This window comes from Arthrobacter sp. ZGTC412 (assembly GCF_002929215.1).
In the GTDB taxonomy this organism is placed as follows: Bacteria; Actinomycetota; Actinomycetes; order Actinomycetales; family Micrococcaceae; genus Arthrobacter.
The window spans coordinates 1-26,837 of sequence record NZ_PJII01000023.1; the positions used below are offsets into that span (position 1 = coordinate 1).

The window sequence follows — 26,837 nt, forward strand, 5'->3', positions numbered from 1 at the left end:
AAACCAACGAAGCGGGCGTCAGTCAGACCCAGAGTCACACCGCGGCACAAGCCACTTCCATCATTACTGTCAGACCCTCATTAGAAGATGTCTCTATGGGAATCGGGGCGGGTACAGCGGTGGCGATGAAGGGTATTCGTACCTCCGTTGCGGCCCTTGATGAGCTGGTCCTGAAGGACACCCGGCTGTATGCCGGGACTGCACGTTCAGGTCCTGCCGCTGTTGCTGCTGGGTCAGATCCGACTGCTGTTGTTGGCTACGCTGCCGCGGACTCCGTTGTTGATGACCCTGTCGTTGATGTTTTTGCGCGGAAGCTCGATATCCGGCTGGAGCGGCTTGCCCTGATGAAATGCCTGGAAGGACAACTTGCTGGGCTTAAGGCCAGGGATGCGGCGGACATCATGGAACTCCAGCAGGCCATGACCCCGTCGGACGCCTCCCGCCAGGACCGCGCGTTCGGGGAGATGTCTGTGGTCGAGGAAATCGCGGGAGTCCTGACCGTAAGCTCCGGCGCCGCCGCGGCGTTCATCACCGCGTCCCGGCAGATCTGCTCCCTGCCACCGCAATGGCCGCCCTGTCCTCCGGGGCGATGTCCTGGATGCACGCCCGGATCATCGCCGACGAAACCGAAGGGCTTGCCCCTGCCGGCGCCGCGGCCCTGGTAGCGCACTTCTTCGACCCGAAGGCACCCCACCCGGCCCGCGGAGCAGCCCCCGGTGAACTGGTGCCCTCACGGTTCCGCCGCAAGGTCCGTGCCTGGCGCGAACGCCACCACCCCGAAACACTCGAAAAACGCCACGCCAGGTGCGCCGCGGACCGGCGGATGGAATACGCCCCGGACCGGGACGGGATGGCATGGATCTCGCTGTACCTGCCCGGTGACACCGCCTGCGCCATCTGGAACCGCACCACCGCCCTCGCCCGCGGCCTCCAACGCCCCGACGAGTCCCGCACGCTCGCACAAATAGGGCCTGACATCGCCGCCGGCCTGCTCCTCCAGGCACCTTCCACGGGTAACCACCGCAACGAACACGGTGGCAGTGACGACCTTGTCGAACTAGGAAAGATCCCTGCACCTAAGGTTGACGTGCTCGTCACCGTCCCGGTGTTCGCCCTGCTCGGCGCCACCGACGAACCCGCCCTGCTGGACGGCTACGGCCCGATACCCGCCTCCATGGCCCGCAAACTCGTCGCAGACGGGACAAGCTCCTTCTACCGGGTCCTCGTGGACCCCAGCGACGGCGCACCACTGGAAATCGGCCGCACCAACTACCGCCTCACCAAAGCCATGAAAAAAGCACTGCTGCTTCGGGACGGCAAATGCACCTTCCCCGGCTGCAACAACCCATCGCTCGACAACGAGTCCGACCACCTCACCGCCTGGCACCACGGCGGCACCACCGTGATCACCAACCTCGGCCAACTCTGCCCCAAACACCACCACCTCAAACACGCCACCGGCTGGACACCCACCCCAGCCACCAAAAACGAACCACCCGCCTGGACCTCCCCCACCGGCCGACACTACAAAGCCGAACACCACGACTGGGAACCACCCCACTGGCCACAGCAACTGACACCGCAACCGAAAAGGTGGGGAGGAACGCTGGCGGTTCTTCCGGACTTTGTCTACCTAGGGTTGTCCCCGGGTGAAGGCGGACTGCAGCGGTTCCTCCATGCCCGCGACGGATAGACCTGGCGCAGGCTTCGACCGGCTCGCCCACCGAGTTCGAGTTTAGACAGACTTAGCCGCGGCTTAGCTGGTACCGCAGCTCGACTATGCCCCTGCCGAGGGCGCGCGAGGCCGTCAACTCTAATGGCGGCGTCGGGCCCGTCAATGGGAGCAGCCGCTTGCCGTCTCCAAGAACCACGGGAATGACGGAGAGAATGAGCTCATCCAGCAGGCCGGCGTCGGCGAACTGGGCGGCAAGGTCTCCACCGCCCACCACCCAGACATTCTTGCCTCCCGCGTCGGCTCTGAAGTCTGCAACGAACTCGTTGACACTCCCTCGCACGAATGTGAGGTCCGCCCCGGGAGGCGCCTGGTGCTCGTGACGCGTGAAGACGTAGCAGGGAGTGTCTGGATAGGGCCAATTGCCCGGCTCATGTTCCATCAGCCAGGCATAGGTGGCGCCGCCCATAACGATGCAGCCAACGCCCGCCATGAACGTCTCGTAGCTTTCCTTGCCGCCCTCAAACCCGTCGAACTGAAGGAGCCAGCCAAGATCATCTGTAGATGTGGCAATGAAACCGTCAAGGGACGCGGCTACAAAGTACTGGATCCGTGACATGGCTCCAGCCTAACGATCCGCCGCGGTCAGGCCAACGGCCAAGCAGCTGTGCTTTGGTGCCCGCGGCGGCGCGTGTTAGCCGGAGAAGTACGGAATGATCAGGTACAGCCCGAAGAGGACGGCGAGTCCGCACAGGCCGAAACAGAGAAAAGCAAGGGACCGTTTCATGCCGGGTGACGCCTGGCGCACGTCACCTGCAATGGCCGTCAGTCGAACGCCCAGCGAGTAGAGAACCACCACGGTCACTGCGGCCGCCAGCGTGGCACCGGCCACGGTCAGCAGTTCCAACCACTTCATCGCTGGGCATCCTTCGTTGTCACGGCTTCGGCTTCGGTATCGGAGTTGGCCTCAGCATTGGTATTGGCATCAGCACGGGTGTCAGCTGCGGCGCTGGTGTTGGCGCCGGTAGTGGCCCCAGCGCTGGTGTTTGCTTCGGCGCTGGTCCTCGCGTGGGCCTTGGCCTTGGCGCGTGCACGGGCCATGGCCTTCTTCTTGGCGAAGCGCACCGCCTGGCCGGCCTCTTCCACCTCGATGGCGTTGTGATGGCCCACGGCCGACTTACGTGAATAGAAGAACATAAACAGGACGGCGGCGGTGCCGGCGATGGCTGCAATGAGCACGCCCACCACCCCGGTCTTGACCAGCAGCGCTGTCAGCGCGCCGACTAGGCCGGCCGCGGGAAGAGTGAAGAGCCAGCCCAGTGCGATCTTGCCCACCATGTTCCAGCGGACACTGGTTCCCCTGCGGCCCATGCCGGAGCCGATGACGGAACCGGACGCAACTTGGGTGGTGGAGAGCGCAAAGCCGAGGTGCGAGGACGCGAGGATGGCGGACGCGGTGCTGGTCTCGGCAGCGAAGCCCTGCGCGGGCTTCACTTCGGTGAGCCCGGCGCCCATGGTGCGGATGATGCGCCAGCCGCCGGCGTAGGTACCGATGGCGATGGCCAAGGCACAGGCAGCGATAACCCAGAACTGCGGGCCGGAACCCGGTGCCTGGGTGCCGGCAGCGATCAGGACGAGCGTGATGATGCCCATGGTCTTCTGGGCGTCGTTGGTGCCGTGGGCCAATGCCACCAGGCTGGAGGTGAAGATTTGCCCGGTACGGAAGCCGCCGCGTTTCTGGGTGAGCTTGCTGCCGGTTTCGGGGTCGTGCCGCGACGTCAAAGCGTAAGCGAGGCGCGTGCAGATGTAGGCGACGATGCCGGCGATAAGCGGCGCGAAGATCGCAGGCAGGATGACCTTCTGCAGCAGGCCCTCAAGATTAATGGAATTGAAGCCGATGCCGGCGATGGCCGCACCGATCAGACCACCAAACAGGGCGTGCGAGGAACTCGACGGCAGACCCTTCAACCAAGTGACCATGTTCCACAGGATTGCTCCCATGAGGCCGGCGAAGATGATCTCCGGCGTGATCTGCACGCCGTCGGATCCTTCTCGGATGATGCCGCCCGAGACCGTTTTGGCCACTTCCGTGGACAGGAAAGCACCCACGAGGTTCAAAATGGCCGCGAGTGTGACCGCAGTTTTCGGCTTGATGGCACCGGTTGCGATGGGCGTGGCCATGGCATTCGCTGTGTCGTGGAAGCCGTTCGTGAAGTCGAAAAATAGTGCCAGTCCGATGACCAGCGCCACCATAAAGGTGATATCCACCTGTTGCCCAATCTGCAGAGTCGACGTTCAGCGGTTTCTTTCCCCCGGCTGCCTTGCACAGCATAATTCACCAGCTGTTTGCTTGGAATGACCTGCGCTGTTAACACAACCGGCGTGAAACCCTATCGATCGTACGCGTACCCGGCATTAGGTCAAAACAACGGTCCCTGCAGAAACGACCGTATCCGCTCCAGTTCCGCGGGCTCGATTCCGCACCTGGGGTTCGGCGACAGCGTGAGCAGGCGCCGGCCCATGACCCCCGCCCAGGCCTGGGCTTCCGCCTCGAATGCAAGTTGGTCATCCGCCCAGGCAACAGCAGAGGGTCCCGTCGCTTCAACGTCGGCCTGGATGGCTCGGAGCTTCCACCATTCGGGTCCGCTTCCGGAACCTTCGGCTGTCAGGAAGGGCCAGCGGCCGCCGTCCAGGCCGATGGCCGGGCAAAGGTATTGGGGCGCCAGGTCTTCCCAGCTGGTGAGCCAGACAAACCGCAACTCCGGCGTTGCGGCCAGGCTGTTCAATTCCTTCACGAGTTCAGGCGCGAACGCCACCGGCAACAGCCCGGCGTCAGCACGCCTCCACGGTGTTCCCCAGCCATTGCGCCCTTCGGGACCGAAAGGACAGATGACGCCGTCGACGTCGAGGTAGAGCGTTCGGACGGCCACGGCGTCTCCCGGGTGTTCAGCCGTGGTGGGAATCAGAAGGCCGCGCGCCGGGGTCCAGCATGGGTGCGATCGTGTCCTCAAGTGCCGCCACTGTCACATCGGGCAGGACGATGAGGCCGTCCAGCTCCCGGCGGGCCCGCTTGTAGGCGGCCTGGCGTTCTGCCGGCGTGGCTGCATGGTTTTCCGCGATTTTCAGCAACTGCCGGGCGGTGGCAAGCCGTTCCCGCTCGGGCCCGGTGAACTTGCTGTCCCGGATGCGCCTGGCTTCACGCTCAGCTATATCCAGTGCCACGCTGAAAGTGTCGACTGCCTTACGGTAAGCCTCAAGGCGGGAGTGGGACGTTATGTCCGCCGCTGATGCCGGCCGCAGCCCGTCAGCTTCCCGCTTTGCACGGAGGAACGCCACCGTCAGGGGTTCCCGCACGTCTGTCATAAGCGGGAAGTCAATCAGTTTGCCCACGTCAAGCTCATAGTCCAGCCAGCGCTTGTTGGTAGCATCATGGGCGGCTACCAGTGACTCCACCTCCGCGGCAGAGGCTCTCTCCGCCTCACGTGTCTGGTTCCTGAGTTTGTACAGCTCCACCTTCCGCTGGTGCCGGCGGTCGGTGGCCTTGCGCCACGAGTTCGCCCAATGACCGGCAAAGGCCAAAGCTGGAAAAACGAGCCACCATTTATCGTCAAGGATCTCGAAGAGGGACTCCACGCATACATCCTCGCACTGCGTGGCGCCCCTCCTCAAGGAAGCACTGTCCGGGTGGCTACCCGGCTGCCTGGCCTGCTGCTGCCTGTGGGTTGTTGACGTTTACCAGCCAGGCCACACCAAAGCGGTCCGTGCACATGCCGAAGACGTCTCCCCACGGAGCCTGCTCCATGGGCACGGTGACGTTCCCGCCGTTGCCGCTGAGCTTTTCGTAGTAGCCGCGAAGTTCCGTTTCGTCATCACCGCTGAGCGAGATGGAGATGGACGACCCTCCACTGAACTCCATGCCGTTGGGCGTGTCCGCACCCATCAGCACCAGGCCCTGGGTGGTGGTCAGCATGGCATGCATGATCTTCTCCGCCTCCGCGGGGTCCTCGCTGGCCTGGAACTCCCCGAAGGTGCTCAGCGTCAGCTCGCCGCCGAAAACCGACTGGTAGAAGTTCATGGCGTCGCGGGCATTGTCGCGGAACCCGAGGTACGGGTTGAGGGTGGTGGGCATGGCTGGATCTCCTTGAGTTGTACCGAAAGGGATGGAACCAGACAACATCCTGCCCCAAGTGACCGCCCTCCGGGTAGGGGGCAGCTGCCCCAGTTGGCTGGTGGGGGTACGCCCCGGCCGCGAATGCGTGCGGCGGCGGGGCGGGGAACGTAGGCTCGGGTGCATGGCCAGATACTTTGACGTTCATCCCCAGGATCCCCAGCCCCGCGCCATCACCCAGGCAGTGCGAATAGTGCTCGACGGCGGGCTGATCGCCTACCCCACGGACTCCTGCTATGCGCTGGGGGCACAGTTGGGCAACAAGGACGCCCTGGACCGGATCAGGGCCATCCGCCGGCTGGACAACAAACACCACTTCACGCTGGTCTGCCGCGACTTCGCCCAGCTGGGGCAATTCGTGAACATCGGCAACGACGTCTTCCGGAGCATCAAGTCCGTGACTCCGGGGAGCTACACCTTTATCCTGCCGGCCACCAAAGAAGTTCCGCGGCGCCTGCTGCACCCCAAAAAGAAAACTGTGGGCGTCCGGATCCCGGACAACCGCGTGGTGCAGGCGCTGCTGGCCGAGCTCGGCGAGCCGCTGCTCTCAAGCACCCTGCTCATGCCGGACGAGGAGGACCCGCTGACCCAGGGCTGGGAAATCAAGGAGCGCCTGGACCACCAGGTGGACGCCGTGATCGACGCCGGCGACTGCGGATCCGAGCCCACCACGGTGGTGGACTTTTCCAGCGGCGTGGCCGAGGTGGTCCGGCGCGGGACAGGCGACCCGTCCCGCTTCGAATAGGCCGCTAACCCTGCTTCCGTCCCTAATCCTGCTTCCGGGCCCGGCTGGGCTGTACCCGCGGCGGCTCCCCAGGCATTTTCGGGTAGTCCGGGGGGAAGGGCATTTCCTCGAGGCCGTCCTTGAGGTCGCGGTTCCACCACTCCAGCAGCGTGTCGATGGTTCCCGGGCTGCTGTGCATCTCCGCCCAGGGGTCACCCACCGTCTTCAGCCGGTCCGGGACGGTGAGGATGGTGAAGTTCTTTGGATCCGCGGTCTCCAGCTCATCCCAGGTGATGGGGCAGGACACCGAGGCGTGCGGCAGCGCCCGGGGGCTGTAGGCGCCGGCGATGGTGCGGTCGCGGTTGGCCTGGTTGAAGTCCAGGAAAATCTTCTTCCCACGTTCCTCTTTCCACCAGGCAGTAGTGACCTTTTCCGGCATCCGGCGTTCCACTTCCCGGGCGGCGGCAATCACGGCATGCCGCACGTCAAGGAACTCGCGGGTGGGCTCGATGGGCGCGTACACATGCAGTCCCCTGTTGCCTGAGGTCTTGATGAAGCAGGTGAGCCCGGCCTCGGCCAGGACTTCCTTGAGCACCAGAGCGGCGGGGACGGCATCACCGAAATCAGTGCCGGGCTGCGGATCCAGGTCGATGCGCAACTGGTCCGGGTTGTCCGTGTTCGCGGCACGGGAGGGCCAGGGGTGGAAAACAATGGTGTTCATTTGGACCGCCCAGATGGGCGCGGCAGGTTCGTCCAGCACGAGCATCGGATGGGAACGGGCGCTCGGGAAGACCACCTTCATCGTCCGGATGAACTCGGGGGTTCCTTTGGGCGGGTTCTTGGAGAAGAACATCTCGCCTTCAACGTTGTCCTTGTACCTCTGCAGCGCCACCGGCCTGTCGCCGTTGGCGGCTATGAACGCCTCACCTACGTCGGCGAAATAGCGTGCCAGGTCGAGTTTCGTGATGCCCAGGTCCGGCCAGAGCACCCTGCTGGGACTGGAAATTCGCATCTCGCGCTCGCCGTGAGGGCCTGGAACTGTAATGGTGGTCTGTTCGCTCGCCATGGGGACAACGTACACCCCGGCTACGGAACGCGGACGGATTTGGTGTCCCGGGTCCGGCATGATGGAGGCATGCCCGTCTCAGAAGTGCACCTGACCCTCGCTGTGGGCGACGTTACTGTCACTGCCGCGTACGCCCGCCCGGATGATCCATCTGCAGCCCTCGTGGTGGCCCACGGAGCCGGTGCCGGAATGGAGCACCCGTTCCTCCGCGGGTTCACGGCAGCATTGAATGAGCTGGGAACAGCAACGCTGCGGTTCAACTTTCCATACCGCGAAGCAGGCCGGAAATTCCCGGACCGGCCGCCGGTGGCTATCGCCACATGGCGTGCTGCCATGGCCGCGGCGGCGGAGCAGGCAGCAGCCCATAACGACGACGGCCCGGTCTGGGCGGGCGGCAAGTCCTTCGGCGGGCGCATGGCATCCATGGCGGTGGCAGACGGGATGGAAGCCGCGGGGCTCGTCTACTTGGGCTATCCCCTGCACCCACCGGGCAAACCGGACAAGCTGCGGGACGAGCACCTGTACGGGCTCACGACGCCCATGTTGTTCCTGCAGGGCAGTCGCGACACGTTCGCCACAGCGGAGATCCTGACGGGCGTGGTGTCACGGATCGGGACCAACGCCGTTCTCCAGTGGATGGAGGGCGGCGATCACTCTTTTGTTGTCGCCGGCCGGAAACGCACTGCAGACGAGGTGGGTGCTTCCCTCGCCGCGCCGGTGGCTGCATTCATTCGCGCCCACTCCTGATACCGGCCGCGCGGCAGGGTGCCAACGGCAGGTTGGGCGGATGCCCGACGGACGGCTGGAGGCCGCTACGCGGCGTCGTCCTGCCACCAGCCTTCCCAGGCGGCGGAGCTCAACTGTCCTTGCGGGGAATCCGACTTTCCGTCGCCACCGCTGTGGGATCGGCTGTCATCATTACGCTGGCCGTCGAGCAAAAGGTTGAGGCTGGTGAGGAGAAACATCTGCACGTCCTTCGAGTCGGGGTGTGGACAACGTCGTCCAGGTGGAACCGAGCCTAGCCACCGGTTGTTTCAGTCCATCGACGCGAGGTTTCGACTGTGTATCGGAGATCTCACGCCGCCCTCCATCAAGCCGGGATCCGCCCTTTGGGTGGCTATTTCCTCCGCTTGACGTGTGCGGTGGCCGGGGCCGTCCAAGGGTCCTCGGGCCAGGGATGCTTGGGGTAGCGGCCGCGCATTTCGGCCCGGACCTGCGCATAGGGGCCGGACCAGAACGACGTCAGATCGTCCGTAACGGCCAGGGGCCGCCGGGCCGGCGACAGCAGGTGGAAGAGGACCGGTACCTGGCCGTTCAGCAGCCGCGGTGTCGCTGCCCATCCAAAGCACTCCTGCAGCTTGACGGCCACAACCGGCCGCCCAGTGTCGTCCGCAACGTCAGGGTACTCAATCCGGATACGCGATCCGCTTGGCACCTCGAGCCACTCCGGGGCTAGGTCTTCGAGCCTGGCCGCCTCGGGCCAGGGCAGCAAACGGCGCAGCGGATCGCCGAGGTCGATGGCGCGTGCGGCTGCTCCTCCGGCCAGGGCTTCAAGCTCCGGCCCCAGCCATTCATCCAGCCGCAGAAGCAGCGCCTGGTCCGCGACGTCCGGCCACGGCGCACCCAGCCCGCGGTGCAGGAAGGCCAGACGGCGGCGCAAAGCGTCGGCCGCCGTCGACCAGCCAAGGACGCCAAGGCCTTCCTTCTGCAGGGCACCCGCTACTGCCGCGCGCCCCTCGCCGGGTGATGGGCGGACCGGCGTGGACGCGAGGACGATCGCGCCCAGTCGCCGCATCCTCCGGGCCGAGACGCGGCCGGCCGTAAACTGCGCCTCGACGGCGTCGGTCAGGAGGTGCGACGCGGCAGCCTCCGCCAGTTCGGGCGAGAGCGGCGCCGCCGAGCGGATAACGGCGCCGGTTCCGGCAGAGTCCCTCCCGTGGGCCCGGGTCACTTCCGCCACCGCCAGCCATTCATGGCCGGACAATGAGCTGCCGGCGGGCAGGCCGGCACGGGTCCCGGAGGACAGGAGGTAGCGGTTGGGGGCGTCCCCTTCCACCCTGCGTGCCACCCGGTCAGGGAAGGCGAGGGCGACGACGGCGCCCACCACCGCCGCACCCGTGACCGTCGCGGGCCGTGCGGTCGTAGCGGAAAGGGCGCTTTGCTTCGCCAGGGCTGCCAGGCGGCGGGATTCCTCAGCCCAGCGCCGCCGTTCCGGCCCTGTTTCGTTCCGCACCTGGGACAGCAGGCGGGTCAGGTCAGCGCCGGGAGCACGATAGTCACCCGTTACCAGCGCCACTGCTTCCGCAGCTGGCACGTGTCCCGCGAATGCCGCCCCGTCAAGCAGGGCCCGGGCCAGCCGCGGATCGGCCGGAATGGTGGCCAGGAGCCTTCCCATGGCGGTGGTGTGGCCGTCCTCTGTCACTGCACCAAGTTCGCGCAGGACCTCCATCGCCTCGTCCATTGCCTGCTGGGGCGGCTGGTCGGGCAGCGCGAGCCCCACTCCGCACGGGGAACCCCAGGACGACAGGAGCAGTGCCGCCCCGGTTAGGTCCGCCACCTTGATTTCCGGCGTCACGTGGGCCGGGGCGGCACCGAAGGCCTGCTGGTCGTAGCAGCGGATCACCCGCCCGGGACCCTGGCGTGCTGCGCGCCCTGCGCGCTGATCCGCCGAGGCACGGGAGCAGGAAACCGTGACCAGTCCGCTCATGCCCCTGCCGGCGTCGCGCCGAGGCTCCCGGGTGAGGCCGGAATCGATGACCAGCCGGACACCCGGGACAGTAAGGGAGGACTCAGCGAGATCGGTGGACACGATGATCCTGGCGCGGCCGCCGGTTACGCGGCCAGAAACCGCGCGGTCCTGCTCAGCCGTGCCCACCTGGCCATGAAGTTCGAGGACCTCGACGCCAGGTCCCAGCAGGCTGCGAAGCCCCGCAGCCACCCGGGAGACCTCCCGCGCACCAGGGACAAAGACCAGGGCATCCGTTGAGCTGTCTTCGCTGAGCGCACTCGTGAATTTCTCTGCCGCGGTAGAGGCAAGGTAGTCGAGGAAAGCTGGTGTGACTCCCCTACCGTCGAGACGGGCTCCAGCAGCAGGCCGCCACTCCGTCTCCAGCGGGTGGAGCACCGAGGGACAGCCCACGACGGAAACCGGGATCCCGTCGTCGGTACCCAACAGGGCGGCGAACCGGGGTGCGTCCAGGGTTGCGGACATGGCGACGACGGTGAGGTCCCCGCGCAGCTCCCGGACCTCGGCGAGCATGCCGATGAGCAGATCGGTCTCAAGCCCCCGTTCGTGGACCTCGTCCAGGACCACCGCGGCTACCCCGTCGAGGCTGGGGTCGGACAGGAGGCGGCGCAGCAGGATGCCGGGCGTCACGAACTCGATGCGCGTTTCGGAACTTGCCTGCCGCTCTCCGCGCACCGTATAACCAACCCGGCTGCCCAACCGGCTGCCATCCAAAACCGAGAGCCGGCGCGCCGCGGCACGGGCAGCAACCCGGCGCGGCTGCGTGACCACCACGCGTCCAGTACTCAGCGCCGTGATATTGGCGAGCAGCGGTGGAACGAGAGTAGTTTTACCGGTCCCTGGCGGCGCCTGCACTACCGCGGCGCGCGAACCGCCTTCGCTGCCGGCGCCCGCAAGGGCTTTAGTCAGTGCATGCTCTGAATTGGCGAAGGCCAGGCCAGCCCCGATAGCCCCCACGTCGAAGGGTTTACCGGCGGTTGGCTGCTGCCTGCCCGGTGAAGTCATCCGTCCATTCTGCCGGAAGTTCGCCTAGGGCTTTCCCTTGTCCTTGCCGTTACCCTTGCCGTTGCCCTTGTCGTTGCCGTTGCCCTTGGCTTCCTTCGCGGGTTCGGGCAGGACCGGAACGGCGACGGGCGCAGGAACTGGGGCGGGAACTATGGCGGGTGGCTGGGGCTCAACCTGGACTGGCTGCGAAACCTGGGCGGGCTCGGGAGCCGCGGAGGTATCAGCGCTGCCCCCCGTTGGCGCCACGGCCGCCGACACCGGTTTGATCTGGCGTGTGATGTCCGCACGGACCGACTCCACGGCTGCCTCAATCCCCCGATACCTGGACAAGGAGATCCGTCCCTGCCCGGCGGCGTCGTTCAGATCCTTCTCCAACGCCTCCAACGATGCCAGGGCCCCGTCCATCCGGTTTTCAGCTGCAGCCTGGCTGATGGTCAGCACCCGTACTTGCAGTCCCCGGAGCGTAGCTTCATCAGAATCAGCAGGCCGCAGGAGCGGGGTGCCAGCGACCAGGGCCGCCGCAAGGCCGGCTACTGCCGTTAGCGCGACTGCGGTCAGCCAGTAGCGAAGGCGCTTCGGGCTAGGTTTGCCGTCTTTAGCTTCAGGCGGAGGCTGCGTTTTAGGCGGCATGCCTGCCCCGCAGCGGTGTCATCGCCGGGGGCCTTGCAGGCAGTACGGTGACCGTGGCCATGTGAGCAGGTGCTGGAACAGCACCCGCTTTCTCCTTGCCTGCGGAACGCCCGGTCATAAGGCGCCTCGTTGCGTTCCGTAGCAGGATGGCGATTGAGTAGCCAAGGCCCAGCCCCAACAGTGCATGGCCAGCAAGATACTGGCCCCCATTCCCGGCAGCGCCAAAGGGTGCACTCAGAGCCGCGGCTGCTCCAGCAGTGGTAACCGCAAGCGCCGTGGCGGCAGCAAAAACTGTGCCCATGGCCCTACTCCTATCCTCAATTAATCAGCAAGCTTACTAGTATTGATCAGCAAGCTTACTACCTGATTCCGGTGAAGCAAGAACCCACCCCCTGGTCAGCCGCCGCGGCGGCGCGGAGTGTGTGGGCAGAGCAAAGCGCTTGAGGCAGCAGCCCGGAAGACGAAGGAGCTCGACGTTGGATCATTGCCGATCTGTGGCGAGGACAACAGGCTCAAAGGGATGCTGACAGACCGTGACATCGTCATCAAGTGCCTGGCAGCCAGCGGGGATCCGCGCACGGCAACGGCCGGAGAATTTCGTGAAGGTAAGCCCGTCACCATCGGCGCTGACGATTCGCCGAATTCGTCGCGTTCATTTCATTTTGATCGGCACTACCCGGGCGGCGGGCTGGACGGGCTGGCGCAATTGCGACGGCGTCCGCCGCCTGGGTGCTAGTGGGCCGCCTCTAGCACACGCCCGGCCGGGGTAATCCCGGCGTTACGGCCCTTGAAAAACAACAGCGGCTCGGCATCCTGCCGAGCGCTCAGATGCCTCACGGCAGCCACCACGATGGTGTGGTCACCGCCGTCGTACTCCGCATGGAGCGTGCAGTCGATCCAGGCAAGGGCATCGTCAAGGACGGGGTTGCCCAGCGGAGAGGCTGAGTAACCCACGCCGGCATACTTGTCCGTTTCCGATTTTGCGAACTACCCCGCAAGGTGCTGGTGCTCTATGGGGAGGATGTTGATAGCAAAGGACCCCGCCTGCCGCAGCACCGGCCATGTACGGGACGTCCTGGCCGGACTAAAGGTCACGAGTGCAGGCTCGAGGGACATTGATGCGAACGACTGGCAGGTAAACCCCGCTGGCCCGCTCTCCGTGGCACTGGTGATCACCGTCAAACCGGTGGCAAAGGTTCCAAAAATATCGCGGAGCCGGCGCGGAGCAAGATCTGCGGTGCCTGTCATGGATTGCCCTCCCATTGGATCGTTGACTCACCAAACCATCAGCCCTTCCTCCTATACAACGGCTCTGCAACGAACGGACGCGGACCGAAACGGGGGGTCATGCCGGTACATCCGCCGTAATGCAGACGGGCTGCCCCCTTCCAACAGCCGCGAAAATTTTTCTCGGGATTTTTCCATGTATGTGCATCCAAATTGACTTCGCTGCCGGTAGTAGGGATGTAAGCAAAAACCGCCCGCCCAGCGGGCCCGTAGAAGGAGAAATCATGCGCACCAGCATTTTCGCATCAGGAGCAGTGGCAATCGCGGCAGCACTGGCTTTCGCCGGTCCGGCCCAGGCCGCGGAAGGAGACGCCCAGCTGTCCGTCCTGCACGGAGTCCCGGGGCTGACAGTGGACGTCTGGGTCAACGGTGAACGGACCCTGGACGACTTCACTCCCGGCACCCTGGCCGGTCCGCTGGCTCTTCCAGCCGGAAACTACGCCCTTGCCATCACCGCCGCCGACGCGGCAGACGCAACGGCTGCCGTCATCGGCCCGGTCGACGTGACCCTCGCCGCCAACGGCAACTACACCGCGGTGGCCAACCTGGACGCAGCCGGCAAGCCCACGGCAAATCTCTTCACCAACGACGTCTCGCAAATCGAACCCGGCAAGGGCAAGCTGACCGTCCGGCACACCGCCGCGGCTCCCGCCGTGGACGTGTTGGCCGCCGGCTCCGCGGTCATCTCCAATCTGGCCAACCCCAACGAGCAGACCCTGACCCTGGATCCCGGCACAATCCCGGCAGCTGTGGCAGCGGCAGGAACCACTCAACCCGTTATCGGCCCCGCTGATGTGGCGGTCACCGAAGGCGCGCACACCATCGTGTACGCCTGGGGCAGCCTGACGGACCAGAACCTGCAGCTCGCGGTCCAGACCATCGAGGGCCTGCACTCGGCTCCGGGAGCTGTTCCGGGTGGACGTTCGGGTGCTGCTGACGAAGGTGCCGCAGGGCAGGCCATTGCAGTTGCCGGCATTGGAATTGCAGGGATCGCACTCCTGCTGGGCGCGGCTGCTGCTTCCCGCTCGGTGGCCCTGCGCAGGGTTGGCTGAGCGCACCGTTCCATTGAGCAGGGCAGCCAGCCTTTAAGCCCTGACCCCCAGACCCCGGCCGACCGGCATTCCCCTCCGGTCGGCCGGGCTCGGCACGTCCGCCCTTGACGTCCTGACGGGAAGAGACCGCGGATTTCCAGCAAACTCAGCAGAGGAGGTTGTTCCCATGAGAAGCACGACGACGTCGCAGCAGTCCGGCATTTCCGCAGACGTTGCGGGCGTGGCCGCCACACCTGTGGCCGGCAAGGCACGCACGGCGAGGGCCGCCGTCGTCCTTGCCGCGGCGGCCCTGCTGTCCGGATGCGGCACACCGGCAACGCCAGGGCCGGAAACCGCCCCTCCCGCCCCAACGTCCGGCGCAGCCGTCCCGGCCGCTTCACCTGCGCCCTCCGGCGCACCCGCCGCGTTGCCAGATGTTCCACTACGCCTGGCCACGCCTGCCCCGGCCGCTCCCCGGGACCCGGCACCGCGCTTCCTGACGGTCGAGGGCACCACCATCAGCATGACCATCGTGGACGTCAGCGTCTCTCCGGACGGTGCTATGGAGATCCCCGAAGCCTTCGATCAGGCTGGCTGGTACCGGCACGGACCGGCCCCGGGCGCAGCGGCTGGGGCAGCCGTCGTGGCGGGCCACGTGGACACCGCCTCGGATTTGGCTCCCCTTTCGCAGTTGAAGGACCTGGCGGCGGGTACGCGCGTCACGGTCGAGCGCCACGGCGCACCCGCTCTGAACTACCGGGTGCGCTCCGTTGAGCTGATGGCCAAGGACAAGTTCAACGGCGGTTCCCTCTTCCGCCGGGACGGGCCGCACCAGCTCAAGCTCGTCACCTGCGGGGGCCGATGGCTGGACGGGAAACAGGACTACAGTGACAATGTCATTGTCACTGCGGAACTGGAATGAGCCGCTCCGCAGCCCTGACACTCAACGCCGAGGAGGGGAAGGAGGCCGGTTTGGCACCTTCTGGCCAGGCGCCTTCCGGCGATGAGCAGCGCGGGGGCAGGGCCGCGGCCCGCCCGTCCGCCCTTGGCGGCTGGAACCCGCAGCTTGACCATTCCTTCTCCGCCGGCGACGAAACCGCGCTCGCCGAGGCCTACCGGCAGTTCTCTCCCTTGGTGTTCACACTGGCGCTCCGGGCGCTGAGGAACCGCAGCGCGGCCGACGACGTCACCCAGGAAGTCTTTATCCGCGTCTGGAAGTCACGGTCCACTTTCGACCCCCACAGGGCGGAACTGCCCGCATGGATTGTCGGCATCACCCGGAACGCCGTCACCGATGCCCTGGGCGCGTCGGCCCGGGAAAACCGCAAGGTGCTGGCGGCCGCTGAACTCCAGCCCGGGGCCGAGGACGCCGCGGCCTCCGCTTCCGCCGAAGTCCTGGCCGACCGGCTGCTGCTGGACGGGGAGCTTGACCGGCTCGGCGAACCGCAGGGTTCCATCATGCGCCTTGCGTTTTACGACGACCTGACCCATGACCAGATTTCACGGCAACTGAACCTTCCCCTTGGTACGGTCAAGAGTCACATCCGCCGCAGCCTTAGCCACCTGAGACACAGATTGGAGGTGGATCATGCAGCACCTTGACCCCGAAGTCCTGAGCCTGTTCGCCCTGGACGAACCTGTGGACGCCGGCAGCATCGACCACCTCCGTTCCTGCCCGGAATGCGCAGCCGAGTACGCCGCACTCCGCCGGGCCGTCAACGCAATCCGGACCACCCCCGACTCCAGCTCCTTGGAGAGTCCGGGCGCGAACGTGTGGGAAGGAATCCACCGGACACTGGGCCTTTCCGGGGCGGTTGCGGCGGATCCGCTTGGCCCCGGCCGCGCCGAGGATTCACCCGTTTCGGGTGCTCCCGCCACCCGTAGTCCTGCGGCCCTGAAGCCTGCGCACGCGCAGCCTGCGGAACCTCTGCCCGCAGACACCCGCAGCACCGTGACCTGGCTCCGCCGGCCGGCCACTTGGCTGGCAGCAGCCGCGGCCGCCGTCGTGATCACCACCGGGGTTGTTGTCGCCGTCAATCAAACGGTCGCCCCGGTTCCGCTTGCCTCGGCCCGCCTGGAACCGCTGGACCGGTTCTCCGCCACGGGATTGGCCACCGTGACCGAAACCACCGACGGTTCACGGACCATCGAGGTGCAGCTGGACAAGACGGAGGCCCGGGGGTACCAGGAAGTCTGGCTGATCGCCCCGGACCTTTCCCGGCTGGTCAGCCTGGGGATCATGAACTCCTCGTCCGGCCGCTTCGACGTTCCGGCAGGACTGGATCTTTCCGGCTACCCCATTGTGGACATCTCCGATGAACCGCTCGACGGCAATCCGGCGCACTCCAGTGTGAGCATCGTCAGGGGCACCCTCAGCTCCTGAGCATGGCGCCGCAGCCGCGGAGCGGGTACAACTTATTCATGACATCGCCCCTGGTGCTCGGCCCCATGATGAGATACGTAGATGAAACCTCGGCGAGCATCTGGGCGGAGACGCACAGCGCCTCGGAGGTGACGGTCCGCGCGGGAGGAAAGGACTGGGCGGCCCGCACCTTCGCTGTTCACGGCCACCACTACGCACTGGTGGAGGTGAGGGGGCTGGAGCCGGGAACTGTCACTCCCTACACTCTCGAGATTGACGGGACCCAGGTGTGGCCCGACCAGGAATCCGACCTGCCGCCGTCGAAAATTGCAACCCTGGCCCCCGGCAAGCCCCTCCGGATGGCTTTCGGCTCCTGCCGCACCAGCGTTCCGCACGATGCCTCCGGGAACCGAAGCCACGGCGTCGACTCCCTGCGCGCCTACGCCCTGCAAATGGCGTCCGACGACGGCACGGCCTGGCCCGATCTGGTGGCCTTCCTCGGAGACCAGGTCTACGCTGACTCAACCAGCAAACAGATGCAGGAGTTCATCCGCTCCCGGCGGGACATCGACGAGCCGCCAGGGAAGGAACTTAAGGACTACGAAGAGTACGCCCACCTGTACAATCTCGCCTGGTCCGATCCCACAAACCGTTGGCTATTGTCCACCCTTCCCAGCACCATGATCTTCGATGACCACGACATCCGGGATGACTGGAACTCCTCCCAAACGTGGAAGCAGGAGATGGCGGCAACCCCGTGGTGGCAGGAGCGGGTAGTTTCGGGGCTGGCTTCGTACTGGGTCTACCAGCATCTGGGGAACCTTTCCCCGCAGGAGCGTGCGCAGGACGCCATGTGGCAGCGTGTGGTCCGGCATACCGGCGACGACGAGCTGGACATCAGTGCTGAGCTGGACCAACTCGTTGAACGTGCCGATGCCAACCCAAAGTCCTACCGGTGGAGCCTCTGCCGGGACTTTGGTGACACCAGGCTGATTGTGCTGGACTCACGTGCGGCGCGCAATCTCTCTCCGGACCGGCGGGCGCTGCTGGACGACTCGGAAATGGCCTGGCTTGATGGCTGCATGCGGGGCGGTTTCCGCCACCTGCTCGTAGCCACGTCACTGCCGTTCCTCCTGCCAATGGGATTGCATTATGTGGAGTCCTGGAACGAAGCCATTGCCGAGGGCGCCTGGGGAAAGCTCCCAGCCAAGGCAGCAGAGAAATTGCGCCGGGCTTTGGACCTTGAACACTGGGCCGCGTTCCAGAAGAGCTTTCAACGCGTGGCCGCCATGGCCGCCGAAGTGGCCGACGGCCAACGCGGGAGCGCTCCGGAGACGGTGATGTTCCTGTCCGGGGACGTCCATTTCTCCTACGTCTCGGAAGTGCGGCGGGCAACCGGGAGCAGGATCATCCAAGCGGTGTGCTCTCCTATCCGTAACCCGCTGCCACGGCTGATGCGATACGTCACGGGCCTTTCGTCCTACGGGCTCTCGGCATCCCTGGGTGCTTTGGCGGCGCGCTCCGCAAAGGTTCCGGACCCGCCCTTCCGGTGGACAGGCATCAAGGGCCCGTGGTTCGACAACAACCTGGCATGCCTGGAGGTCGTCCCCGAAGGAGTGAAGCTGTGGTGGCAGAAAGGCGTGGTGGAGGGCGGCGACCAACTGCACCCCCGGCTTGAACAGGTGGCATCCATGACTGTCACGCCCCGGCCGGCTGAGCAGCACGCCCCGCAGGTGCCCTGACTTTTCAGGGCCTTATTCCCGCTGCAACCCCAGGATCACCTGCCGGCCCCGGCAGCGGCCATGTTGCCGGGGACGGGATCATGCCGGATGTAGTGGCGGCTGAAGGTGCCGGTGCCCGCCGTCAGTGCACGCAGTTCCACCGCGTATTTCAGCAGTTCCTGGTCCGGCACTTCCGCGGTGATTTCGGTCCGGTCCCCGCCGGAGGAGGTGCCCGTCAGCCGGCCGCGGCGCCCCGACAGGTCGCTCATCACCGTCCCCACGTGTTCGTCCGGGACGCTGATCGCCACGGACGAGACAGGTTCCAGCAGTTGGATTTTGCCCGCGGCCGCAGCTTCCCGTAAAGCAAGGGCACCGGCTGCCTGGAAGGCCGCGTCCGAGGAGTCGACGCTGTGTGCCTTTCCGCCCACCACGGTCACGCGCACATCCACCACCGGGAAGCCGGAAGCAACGCCCTTTTGCATCTGCGCACGCACGCCCTTCTCAACGGAAGAAATATAAGTTCCGGGGATCACACCGCCCACCGTTTTATCGACGAATTCGAAGCCCGTGCCCCTGGCCATCGGCTCAACCTCGATATCGCAGACAGCGTACTGGCCGTGGCCGCCGGACTGTTTGACGTGGCGCCCGTGCCCTGCGGCGCGGGTTGAGAAGGTTTCCCGCAGCGGCGTCACGACGTCCACGGTGTGCAGCTTCACGCCCTGGTCGCGCAGCCTGTCCAGCACCACTTCGGCGTGGGCCTCCCCCATGCACCAAAGAATCAGCTGGTGCGTTTCGGCGTTCCGTTCCACCCGAAGGGTGGGGTCGCCGGCAGCCACCTTTCCGAGGCTGCGGGCAAGGGCATCCTCGTCGCCATGGGAATCGGCTTCAATCGCCACCGGCATCAGCGGCTCGGGCATTTCCCACGTGGCCAGCAGCAATGGCTGGTCCTTGGCCGAGATGGTATCTCCTGTCTCGGCGCTGCCCAGTTTGGCTACCGCGGCGATGTCACCGGCGATACAAAAGGGCACGGGCCGAAGGGTGGCTCCGAGCGGCGAATAGAGGTGGGTGAGGCGCTCGTCGGTGTCGTGGTCCTGGTGTCCGCGGTCCGCCAGTCCGTGTCCGCTCACGTGCACCGGGGTGTCCCCGCGCAGGGTTCCGGAAAACACCCGGACCAAACAGACGCGGCCCAGGAAGGCGTCCACGGTTGTGCGGACCACCTCGCCCGCCAGCGGCCCCTCAGGGTCGCAGGAAAGGGCACGGACCGGCGCTCCGGCCAGGTCGGTTGCCCGCGGCAGGCTGCGCTCCGGCGGTGAGGGAAACGCCTTGGTGAGCAGCTCCAGCAGTTCCGCCGTGCCCAGCCCGGTGAGCGCCGAGGCGGGCACCACGGGAAAAAAGGAGCCGCGGGCGACGGCGGTTTCCAGGTCCGCAATGAGCACGTTGGCGTCGATGTCCTCGCCCCCAAGATAACGCTCCATCAAAGTTTCATCTTCGCTTTCCGCAATGATCCCCTCAATAAGCTCAGCCCGCGCAGCATCAGCCGCCGCAAGCTCCTGCGGATCCCCGGTTCGTGCCGTGGCACCCGCGGTGCCCGGCGAATACTCAAAGACCGTCCCGGACAGCAGGCCGAGGAGGCCACTGAGGTCCCCATCGGTCCTGACAGGGACGTACAACGGAAGCACTGTGTCGCCGAACGCCGCCCGGCAGGCGGCCAGGACGCCGTCGTAATCAGCCCGGGGATGGTCCAGCCGGGTGATGACCACAGCGCGGGGCATCCCCAGGTACTGGCACTCCTGCCAGATCGCGGTGGTGCCCGCATCCACGCCGTCAACGGCGGAGACGGCAAAAAGGACGGCATCGGCGGCGCGAAGGCCTGCGCGGAGCTCCCCGATGAAGTCAGGATAGCCGGGGGTATCAAGGAGGTTGATCTTCATTCCTCCCACGGGCAGCGGGACCACTGACAGCGCGACTGAGCGTTGCTGGTGAATGGCGGCAGGATCGGAATCGCTCACTGTGGTGCCGTCCACCACCGAGCCCTTCCGGGTGATCATCCCGTTGGCCTCAAGCAGTGCCTCGACGAGGGTTGTTTTGCCGGCGCCGGAGCGGCCGACGAGTGCCACATTCCTGACCGTGGCCGGGTCCCGCGGCGAAATGCCGGCAGAGCCGTTGCCCGGGCGCCCTTCCGGCCCGCCCCGTCCTGCGGTGCCTGCTGCGTCCTTGGTGCCTTTGACCGACATCGGAACCTCCTGGCGTCTTTGCCTGGTTGTTTTCTATTTTTCGCGTGCCTTGCGTGTTGCGGCCTCGTTTGCCTTTTGCAGCGCTTTGACGAGTTCTTCCTTGTCCATCTTTGAGCGGCCGCCGATGTCCAGTTCCCGGGCGCGCTCCAGCAAATGTTTTTTGGAGGCGTTGGCGTCCACGCCGCCGGCGGTGGCTTCAGCTGCGTTGGGTCCCTTTTCCGCCCGTTCATCCGAGGGGCCGCGTTTCTCCTTGGGCTCCCAGTGGTCCCCCACCTTTTCGTAGCTGTGCTTCAGGGAAGCGAAGGCGGCGCGGGCGGCACGGCTTTCGTCATTGTCGTAGGACTCCATGGCGGAATCGTAGGTTTTCGCGAACGTATCCTGTGCCTTCTGGTCCGAGCGCTGCAGGGTTGAGGGAAGCTCGTCCTTGCGGGCGTGGTGGTTCTTTCCCGTCTTCGGCATTGCACTCACCGCGCTTTCGTCAGCAGGCTGGTGGTCCGGACACACCAAGCTTAGCCACGCCCCGGTTGGCTTGTCTGCTGGTGGCGCTGGCCGGGCATCCCGGTGCAGAAGCCGGCATCAGTTCAACTTCGGCCATTGGTCGGGGTCGTAGCCGTAAAGGCGCGGACGGCGGGGCTCTTTGTCGGGCGCGGCGGCAGGGGCATCCGCCTGCTGTTCCGCATCGCCGGTACCGCCGGTACCGCTTTTCTTTGGGTCCCCGTTGGCGCTGCCGCGCCTGTCCGGGCTATCAGCCACGAGCACTCCAATCCCCCAATGGAGCGGCCCGGCTGCTTGAACCACTGAAGCCACCCTAACGGCAGGAATGCCGGCCCAACATGTCACTTTTGCTCAAGAAATGGACAGTTTCGCGGGTGCGCCCGCGGTAAGCGTCTGCCGCAGGCGCCACCGCACGCGCACTGAAGTCTCAGCTTGACTGCGTGCGGTCCAGCGCGTCGAGCAGCCGCCTGACCGATCCGCCGAGGTTCCATTCAGTGGCGAGACGTTCCAGTTCTGCGCGGGCATCGCCGGTGACGGGGTGCAGCTGGGCACCGGCTTCCTCCAGGGAAGGCAGGTCAAGGTCCCGCACAAGGCGTACGACGGCGGGCGCGGCCACAAGGTAATCGGAAGCGGCATCGAGCTTGGCCCGGACAGGTGACGACAGTCCGCTCTGCGGGTCAGCGGCAGCTTCAAGCAGGTTTTCGAGGGTGCCGTACTTCAGGAGCAATGACGCTGCTGTCTTTTCGCCGATCCCGGCCACACCCGGCAGGCCATCTGACGCGTCGCCGCGCAGGGTGGCGTAATCGGCGTACTGCTGGGGCAGGACGCGGTACTTCCCCACCACCACGGATTCGGTCATGATCTCAAGGTTCTTCATGCCCCGCGCGGTGTATACCACCCGCACCTGGCGGGCGTCATCGCAGACCTGGAAGAGGTCGCGGTCCCCGGTGACCACATCGACAGGTAGGTCGGCGTAGCTGGCGTAGGTGCCCACAACGTCGTCGGCCTCGTGGTCGGCAGCACCGACGATGGCGATCCCGGCCAGGCCGAGTACCCGCCGGATCATGGGAAGCTGCGCCTCAAGGGCGTCCGGCACCACTTCGACGTCGGGGGCGTCCGTGATGGCCTCCGCGACGCGGTGGGACTTGTAGGTGGGGACAAGGTCCACCCGCCATTGCGGCCTCCAGTCGTCATCCCAGCACGCGATGAGATGGGTGGCCCCGTAGTCCGTGGTCAGCCGGGCGATCATGTCCAGGAGCCCGCGGACAGCGTTGACGGGCGTACCGTCGGCGCGGCGGATGGAATCGGGCAGGCCGTAAAAGGCGCGGAAGTACAGGGAGGCGGTGTCCAGCAGCATCAGGCGGTCAGGCATACCCTGATCCTGACACGAAAGAGGCCTACTGGGGCGGGAGCGGCGCGCCGCCTCTGGCACAAGGGGCCTGAACAGGGCGAGAATGGCCTCGTGTTCCTTGCACGCAGGGGCCGGGCCAGCGAACCGATGAACGCCGCGGCCCGAAGGATCCAGCGCGTCTACCTGACGCTGACGCTGGGTAATACGCTTGCGGCGTCGTTCATCTGGGGCGTCAACACGCTGTTCCTGCTGGACGCGGGCCTCAGCAATTTCGAGGCGTTCGCCGCCAACGCCTTCTTCACGGTGGGGATGGTGATTTTCGAGGTTCCCACCGGAGTCGTCGCCGACGGCTGGGGCCGCCGGGTGTCGTTCCTGCTCGGCACCGTAACGCTGGCGGGGTCCACCTACCTCTACTACCTTCTGTGGCAGTTCTCCGCCCCGTTCCCGCTGTGGGCTGTGGTGTCGGTGTTGCTTGGCCTGGGTTTCACCTTCTTCTCCGGTGCTGTTGAGGCTTGGCTTGTTGATGCGTTGCGCTACTCGGGCTACGAAGGCGGGCTGGAGGCCGTGTTCGGGCGCGGGCAAATGGTCGCGGGCGTGGCGATGCTCGCCGGCTCGGTGGCTGGTGGCGTGATCGCCCAAGCCACTGACCTAGGTGTGCCGTTCCTGGTGCGGGTGGGCGTGCTGCTGGCCATGTTCGCGGTCGCCTTGGGCTTGATGCACGACGTCGGGTTCACCCCTGAGCGCTCAACGCACCCCTTGCGCGCAACTCGGGCGGTGCTGTCCGCCTCGATCGAGAACGGCCTGAAAATCCCGCCCGTACGGTACGTGATGCTGGCAGCCCCCTTCAGTGCCGGCGTCGGAATCTATGTTTTTTACGCCCTGCAGCCGTACCTGCTGGAGCTTTTTGGCGACCCTCGCGCCTATTCGGTCGCCGGGCTGGCGGCGGCCATCGTGGCCGGCGCTGAGGTGGTGGGTGGTTGGCTCGCACCCCACGTCCGACGCCTGTTCCACAAGCGCACCTCGGTGTTGATCCTCAGCGGCAGTATCAGTGCAGTGCTTCTTGTGGTGCTCGGCTTTACCCGGGTGTTCTGGCTGGCTTTGGTCCTGTTGACGTTGTGGGCAGTAGTCGATTCCGCGGCCATGCCGGTGCGGCAGGCATATGTGAACGATATGATCCCGTCAAAGCAGCGCGCCACCGTCCTCAGCTTTGACTCGCTGATGGGATCCAGCGGTGGCGTGGTGGTGCAGCCGGTGCTCGGCAGAAGTGCCGACCTCTACGGCTATCCGGTGTCCCTGGCCCTGGCGGGAATCTTCCAAAGCCTGGCAGTTCCGTTCCTGGTGGCCAGCCGGCGGCAGGGCTCCCCGGCCGATCGGGCCAACGCGTCAACGGAGCACCCGGACAAGGGACCGGCCGAGGAAACCCTCCCCTGACGGATCACAGGGCTACTGCCGGATTGAGGATAATGGCCGGGACAGTTATTAGTGCGTGGGAAAGGCGCCGCATGATCGAGATCCTGAACTCCGCCGAACTGAACCGGGCCAAGCAGGCAGGTGCCTTGGTGGCTGACATTTTGCAGACGCTGAAGAGACGGAGCACGGTGGGCACCAACCTCCTGGACATCAATGGGTGGGCCAAGACCATGATCGTCGAGTCCGGAGCAGTGTCCTGCTACGTGGACTACGCGCCGTCCTTTGGGCGCGGGCCGTTCGGCCACTACATCTGCACGGGCGTCAACGACGCCGTGCTGCACGGACTGCCGCACGACTACACACTTGCCGACGGCGACCTGCTGACGCTCGACCTCGCCGTCTCCAAAGACGGAATCGCCGCAGACTCTGCCATCAGCTTCATCGTGGGCGAGTCAAAGCCGCTGGAGAGCATCACCATGATCAACGCGACCGAACGCGCCCTGTACGCAGGGATTGCCGCTGCCGGCCCCGGAGCCCGCATCGGTGACATCTCCCACGCCATCGGCACGGTCCTCAGCGACGCAGGCTACCCGGTCAACACCCAGTTTGGAGGCCATGGCATCGGGTCAACGATGCACCAGGACCCGCACGTCCCGAACACCGGACGGCCCGGCCGTGGATACACCCTCCGCCCCGGGCTGCTGCTGGCACTGGAGCCCTGGGTGATGGCCGACACCGCTGAACTCATTACCGATCCCGATGGGTGGACGCTGCGAAGCGCGACAGGCTGCCGGACAGCACACAGTGAACACACCATCGCGATCACCAACGACGGTGCTGAGATCCTCACCGTGCCCAAGTAGGCGCACGCGTGAGGCCACGCTACTGAATCGATGCCCCCGGCCAGGACATTCAGGAAACCCAGTCGGCGTCGCCGAAAACCTGCCCGCGGAAGTGCGCGCGCAGGTACTCCCCCACCACGGCGGCCCCGAGCCCACCGACGTCGGGCGCGGCCACCCTGCCGCCCACCCGCCGCGCCATGCGCTGGATGAACCGCTCAAGGCTTGGGTCGTCGCCGAGCCGGAAGAACGTGGTCTGTGTCCCTGCACGGCTGAGCCGGTCCAGCTCAGCGACGGTGACGCGGATGGTTTCCGGGTCCGATGGCCAGCAAAACCACGGCTCGCCCTCCGGCAGCAGATGCGCGGTAGGTTCGCCGTCGGTCACCACAAGGAGGACGGGCTGCATGGCCGGGTGCCGGCGGAAGAAACGGCCGGCGAGCAGCAGTCCGTGATGCAGGTTGGTTCCCTGCTCCCGGCGGACCGGCAGGGCCGTCAACCCGCCGACATCCATGGTCTGCGCGTGAAGGCCGAACGTGATCAGCTCCAGGCGGTCCCCGCGGAAGCGCGTGGAGACAAGGTGGTGCAGGGCCAGTGCAGTGCGCTTCATTGGCACCCACCGGCCCTCGGCCGCCATCGAGAACGACACATCGACGAGCAGGACGACGGCGGCTTGGGTGCGGGCCTCTGTTTCGCTGACCTCGATGTCGGCCGCTGTGAGGTTCAGACCCGTGGCGGGGTTCCCGCCGTCGGCCACGGTGCGGCTGATTGCGTTCGTCAGTGTCCGCGTGACGTCCCACGGCTCGGCGTCGCCGAACTCCCACTGGCGGCTGGAACCGGTCTGCTCCCCGGCTGCCCCGGCCACCCGCGTGTCCCGCCGCCCCTGCCGCCCGGACAACTGTTTTGCGGTGTCCCGCAACAGGGATTTGCCAAGCCGCCGCATCGCCTGCGGCGACAACCGGAGGTCGCCGTCGGCTCCGCGCTGGAGGTAGCCTCCGTCCTGCATGGCCCGCTCTATCTCTCCGAGCGTGCGGGCGGTCACTGCGGCGTTCTGTCCAAGCTGCCGGGCGAGGGCGTCCAGGTCCAGATCGCCGAGGTTTGATCCGTTGTAGGACTGGGACAGCTGTTCGGCCAGCCCGTCCAGTTCGGCGATGTCCTGGAGCACGCCGGTGCCGTCGCCCAGGCCCAGGCCTTCCTGGCCCTCAAAGCGTTCGGAGCCGGTCCAGTCCTCGCCCGGGCGCAGGGCCCGCAGGCTGGAGTCGAGCTGGTCAAGCTGGGCCATCAGTTCGGGCGAGCCGAAGGCCTGGGCGGACAGCCGCATCAGCTCATCGCGCTGTTCGGGCGACATTGATTGCAGCAGCCGTTGCGCTGCGGCCGCACGCTGGGCGAGGGCGTCAATCAGCTCCTCGACGGACTGCGGATTCTCCGGGAAGAAGCCACCGTGCCGTGCCATGAACTCCTGGAAGTCCGCATCGGTGTCCACGCCGCGCCGGTGTTTGTCCGTCAGCTCGTTGAGGTCCCGCAGCATTTCGGCCACTGCTGCCCGGTCCTCATCGGTGGCGTTCTCAAGCGCCTGCTTCATCCCGGCGAACCGCTGGTCCAGGACCTCACGGCCCAGCAGGTCCTTGATCCGCTCGTAGGCCTCCCGGGCGGTGCTGGACTGCCAGTCGTAGGAAGCGAGCTCGTTGACGGCGGCCGCCGTGGACTGCGGCAGGTTTTGCAGCTGCACCTCCCGGAAAGCGCGGTCCGTGTTATCCATCATCGCGTCGCGGGCGAGCTGCTTGCGTTCCTCCAGCACTGCCGTCTCGAGCAACTTCTGGACCTCGTTGAGGGTGCCGTCCAGCCGGTGCCGGCCCAGGAGCTCACGACGGCGCTGCTGGACGCGCCGTGCGAGGCCGTCCAGGCCTTCACGGTTCCGGCCACCGCGCCGCAGGAACTCCTGCAGCGCGTGGCGGGGCGAGTAACCCGCCATCACGTCCTCGGCGACGGCGTCCAGTGCCTCCGCCAGGTCAACGGGCGGCGCGAGCGGATCGGGTCCGCCCGTGTACCTGCCATACCTGGCGGAGTGGTTGTGGATGCCCATGACGCCTCCTGGTTCT

General features: G+C 66.0%; 25 protein-coding genes and 3 pseudogenes. 12 read left to right on the plus strand and 16 right to left on the minus strand.

Annotated features, from left to right (window positions below):
* The first annotated feature begins 125 nt into the window (after positions 1 to 125).
* Positions 126 to 1,693 (plus strand): annotated as a pseudogene (locus tag CXQ88_RS19000) (DUF222 domain-containing protein).
* A gap of 52 nt (positions 1,694 to 1,745) precedes the next feature.
* Here the strand turns inward: CXQ88_RS19000 and CXQ88_RS19005 are convergent.
* From CXQ88_RS19005 to CXQ88_RS19030, 6 genes are all read right to left on the minus strand, one after another.
* Positions 1,746 to 2,291, minus strand: coding sequence for a dihydrofolate reductase family protein (locus tag CXQ88_RS19005; protein WP_104045691.1), 546 nt, complete (start codon positions 2,289 to 2,291; stop codon positions 1,746 to 1,748).
* A 75-nt stretch (positions 2,292 to 2,366) separates the two neighbouring features.
* Entirely contained in the window at positions 2,367 to 2,588 is a 222-nt protein-coding gene (locus CXQ88_RS19010; RefSeq protein WP_104045692.1) for a hypothetical protein, read from the minus strand.
* Positions 2,585 to 3,940 (minus strand): inorganic phosphate transporter, encoded by a 1,356-nt coding sequence (locus CXQ88_RS19015; protein WP_104045693.1) that lies wholly within the window; start codon positions 3,938 to 3,940, stop codon positions 2,585 to 2,587. The genes CXQ88_RS19010 and CXQ88_RS19015 overlap by 4 nt, the downstream gene beginning before the upstream one ends.
* A gap of 152 nt (positions 3,941 to 4,092) precedes the next feature.
* Positions 4,093 to 4,602: an HAD domain-containing protein gene (locus CXQ88_RS19020; RefSeq protein WP_104045694.1), complete on the minus strand. Its 510-nt coding sequence runs from the start codon at positions 4,600 to 4,602 to the stop codon at positions 4,093 to 4,095.
* 16 nt (positions 4,603 to 4,618) lie between these two features.
* Positions 4,619 to 5,305: a hypothetical protein gene (locus tag CXQ88_RS19025; RefSeq protein WP_104045695.1), complete on the minus strand. Its 687-nt coding sequence runs from the start codon at positions 5,303 to 5,305 to the stop codon at positions 4,619 to 4,621.
* A 55-nt stretch (positions 5,306 to 5,360) separates the two neighbouring features.
* Positions 5,361 to 5,801, minus strand: a complete 441-nt coding sequence (locus CXQ88_RS19030; protein WP_104045696.1) for a VOC family protein — start codon at positions 5,799 to 5,801, stop codon at positions 5,361 to 5,363.
* A gap of 163 nt (positions 5,802 to 5,964) precedes the next feature.
* Between CXQ88_RS19030 and CXQ88_RS19035 the strand changes: the two genes are divergently transcribed.
* Entirely contained in the window at positions 5,965 to 6,585 is a 621-nt protein-coding gene (locus CXQ88_RS19035) for an L-threonylcarbamoyladenylate synthase (RefSeq protein WP_104045697.1), read from the plus strand.
* Between the two features lie 22 nt (positions 6,586 to 6,607).
* Here CXQ88_RS19035 and ligD read toward each other — a convergent pair whose 3' ends face one another.
* Complete coding sequence (gene ligD / locus CXQ88_RS19040; protein WP_104045752.1) at positions 6,608 to 7,630, minus strand: non-homologous end-joining DNA ligase; 1,023 nt, start codon at positions 7,628 to 7,630, stop codon at positions 6,608 to 6,610.
* Between the two features lie 69 nt (positions 7,631 to 7,699).
* Here ligD and CXQ88_RS19045 point away from each other — a divergent pair, with 69 nt between their 5' ends.
* Positions 7,700 to 8,377, plus strand: a complete 678-nt coding sequence (locus tag CXQ88_RS19045; RefSeq protein WP_104045698.1) for an alpha/beta hydrolase family protein — start codon at positions 7,700 to 7,702, stop codon at positions 8,375 to 8,377.
* Positions 8,378 to 8,442: 65 nt separating this feature from the next.
* Here the strand turns inward: CXQ88_RS19045 and CXQ88_RS21985 are convergent, their stop codons facing one another.
* From CXQ88_RS21985 to CXQ88_RS19055, 3 genes are all read right to left on the minus strand, one after another.
* Entirely contained in the window at positions 8,443 to 8,595 is a 153-nt protein-coding gene (locus CXQ88_RS21985; protein WP_181037609.1) for a hypothetical protein, read from the minus strand.
* A gap of 152 nt (positions 8,596 to 8,747) precedes the next feature.
* Positions 8,748 to 11,381 carry an ATP-dependent helicase HrpB gene (gene hrpB / locus CXQ88_RS19050; RefSeq protein ID WP_104045699.1) on the minus strand — a complete coding sequence of 878 codons (2,634 nt, stop codon included), beginning with the start codon at positions 11,379 to 11,381 and terminating at the stop codon, positions 8,748 to 8,750.
* Positions 11,382 to 11,405: 24 nt separating this feature from the next.
* Positions 11,406 to 12,011: a hypothetical protein gene (locus tag CXQ88_RS19055; RefSeq protein ID WP_146069246.1), complete on the minus strand. Its 606-nt coding sequence runs from the start codon at positions 12,009 to 12,011 to the stop codon at positions 11,406 to 11,408.
* 418 nt (positions 12,012 to 12,429) lie between these two features.
* Between CXQ88_RS19055 and CXQ88_RS22725 the strand changes: the two are divergent.
* Both CXQ88_RS22725 and CXQ88_RS22650 read left to right on the plus strand, forming a co-directional pair.
* Positions 12,430 to 12,507: pseudogene (locus CXQ88_RS22725) on the plus strand (CBS domain-containing protein); the annotation flags it as partial.
* 24 nt (positions 12,508 to 12,531) lie between these two features.
* Positions 12,532 to 12,747, plus strand: coding sequence for a hypothetical protein (locus tag CXQ88_RS22650; protein ID WP_306737167.1), 216 nt, complete (start codon positions 12,532 to 12,534; stop codon positions 12,745 to 12,747).
* Here CXQ88_RS22650 and CXQ88_RS19070 read toward each other — a convergent pair.
* Positions 12,744 to 13,259, minus strand: a pseudogene (locus CXQ88_RS19070) (flavin reductase family protein). The gene CXQ88_RS22650 and the pseudogene CXQ88_RS19070 sit on opposite strands and share 4 nt — an antisense overlap.
* 263 nt (positions 13,260 to 13,522) lie before the next feature.
* Here CXQ88_RS19070 and CXQ88_RS19075 point away from each other — a divergent pair.
* The 5 genes from CXQ88_RS19075 to CXQ88_RS19095 all read left to right on the plus strand — a co-directional run bounded on the left by CXQ88_RS19075 (position 13,523) and on the right by CXQ88_RS19095 (position 18,433).
* Positions 13,523 to 14,350: a DUF4397 domain-containing protein gene (locus tag CXQ88_RS19075; protein WP_104045702.1), complete on the plus strand. Its 828-nt coding sequence runs from the start codon at positions 13,523 to 13,525 to the stop codon at positions 14,348 to 14,350.
* 166 nt (positions 14,351 to 14,516) lie between these two features.
* Positions 14,517 to 15,251: a class F sortase gene (locus CXQ88_RS19080; RefSeq protein WP_104045703.1), complete on the plus strand. Its 735-nt coding sequence runs from the start codon at positions 14,517 to 14,519 to the stop codon at positions 15,249 to 15,251.
* Complete coding sequence (locus CXQ88_RS19085; RefSeq protein ID WP_104045704.1) at positions 15,248 to 15,931, plus strand: RNA polymerase sigma factor; 684 nt, start codon at positions 15,248 to 15,250, stop codon at positions 15,929 to 15,931. The genes CXQ88_RS19080 and CXQ88_RS19085 overlap by 4 nt, the downstream gene beginning before the upstream one ends.
* Complete coding sequence (locus CXQ88_RS19090; RefSeq protein ID WP_104045705.1) at positions 15,918 to 16,712, plus strand: anti-sigma factor; 795 nt, start codon at positions 15,918 to 15,920, stop codon at positions 16,710 to 16,712. Before CXQ88_RS19085 ends, CXQ88_RS19090 begins: the two co-directional genes overlap by 14 nt.
* 38 nt (positions 16,713 to 16,750) lie before the next feature.
* Complete coding sequence (locus tag CXQ88_RS19095; RefSeq protein WP_104045753.1) at positions 16,751 to 18,433, plus strand: alkaline phosphatase D family protein; 1,683 nt, start codon at positions 16,751 to 16,753, stop codon at positions 18,431 to 18,433.
* 35 nt (positions 18,434 to 18,468) lie between these two features.
* Here the strand turns inward: CXQ88_RS19095 and CXQ88_RS19100 are convergent, their stop codons facing one another.
* The 4 genes from CXQ88_RS19100 to CXQ88_RS19110 all read right to left on the minus strand — a co-directional run bounded on the left by CXQ88_RS19100 (position 18,469) and on the right by CXQ88_RS19110 (position 22,513).
* Complete coding sequence (locus CXQ88_RS19100; protein ID WP_104045706.1) at positions 18,469 to 20,646, minus strand: elongation factor G-like protein EF-G2; 2,178 nt, start codon at positions 20,644 to 20,646, stop codon at positions 18,469 to 18,471.
* A 33-nt stretch (positions 20,647 to 20,679) separates the two neighbouring features.
* Positions 20,680 to 21,105 carry a ChaB family protein gene (locus CXQ88_RS19105; protein ID WP_104045707.1) on the minus strand — a complete coding sequence of 142 codons (426 nt, stop codon included), beginning with the start codon at positions 21,103 to 21,105 and terminating at the stop codon, positions 20,680 to 20,682.
* A 117-nt stretch (positions 21,106 to 21,222) separates the two neighbouring features.
* Positions 21,223 to 21,399, minus strand: a complete 177-nt coding sequence (locus CXQ88_RS21990; RefSeq protein WP_181037610.1) for a hypothetical protein — start codon at positions 21,397 to 21,399, stop codon at positions 21,223 to 21,225.
* A 169-nt stretch (positions 21,400 to 21,568) separates the two neighbouring features.
* Positions 21,569 to 22,513, minus strand: coding sequence for a 5'-3' exonuclease (locus CXQ88_RS19110; RefSeq protein WP_104045708.1), 945 nt, complete (start codon positions 22,511 to 22,513; stop codon positions 21,569 to 21,571).
* A 126-nt stretch (positions 22,514 to 22,639) separates the two neighbouring features.
* On the opposite strand from CXQ88_RS19110, the gene CXQ88_RS19115 reads away from it, so the two are divergent.
* Both CXQ88_RS19115 and map read left to right on the plus strand, forming a co-directional pair.
* Complete coding sequence (locus tag CXQ88_RS19115) at positions 22,640 to 23,923, plus strand: MFS transporter (protein ID WP_104045754.1); 1,284 nt, start codon at positions 22,640 to 22,642, stop codon at positions 23,921 to 23,923.
* A gap of 71 nt (positions 23,924 to 23,994) precedes the next feature.
* The gene (gene map, locus CXQ88_RS19120; RefSeq protein WP_104045709.1) at positions 23,995 to 24,765 is read left to right on the plus strand and encodes a type I methionyl aminopeptidase; all 771 of its coding nucleotides are present in this window, start codon (positions 23,995 to 23,997) and stop codon (positions 24,763 to 24,765) included.
* Between the two features lie 49 nt (positions 24,766 to 24,814).
* Here the strand turns inward: map and CXQ88_RS19125 are convergent, their stop codons facing one another.
* A complete protein-coding gene (locus CXQ88_RS19125; RefSeq protein ID WP_104045710.1) occupies positions 24,815 to 26,821 on the minus strand; it encodes a vWA domain-containing protein in 2,007 nt (668 codons plus the stop codon).
* Between the last annotated feature and the right edge of the window lie 16 nt (positions 26,822 to 26,837).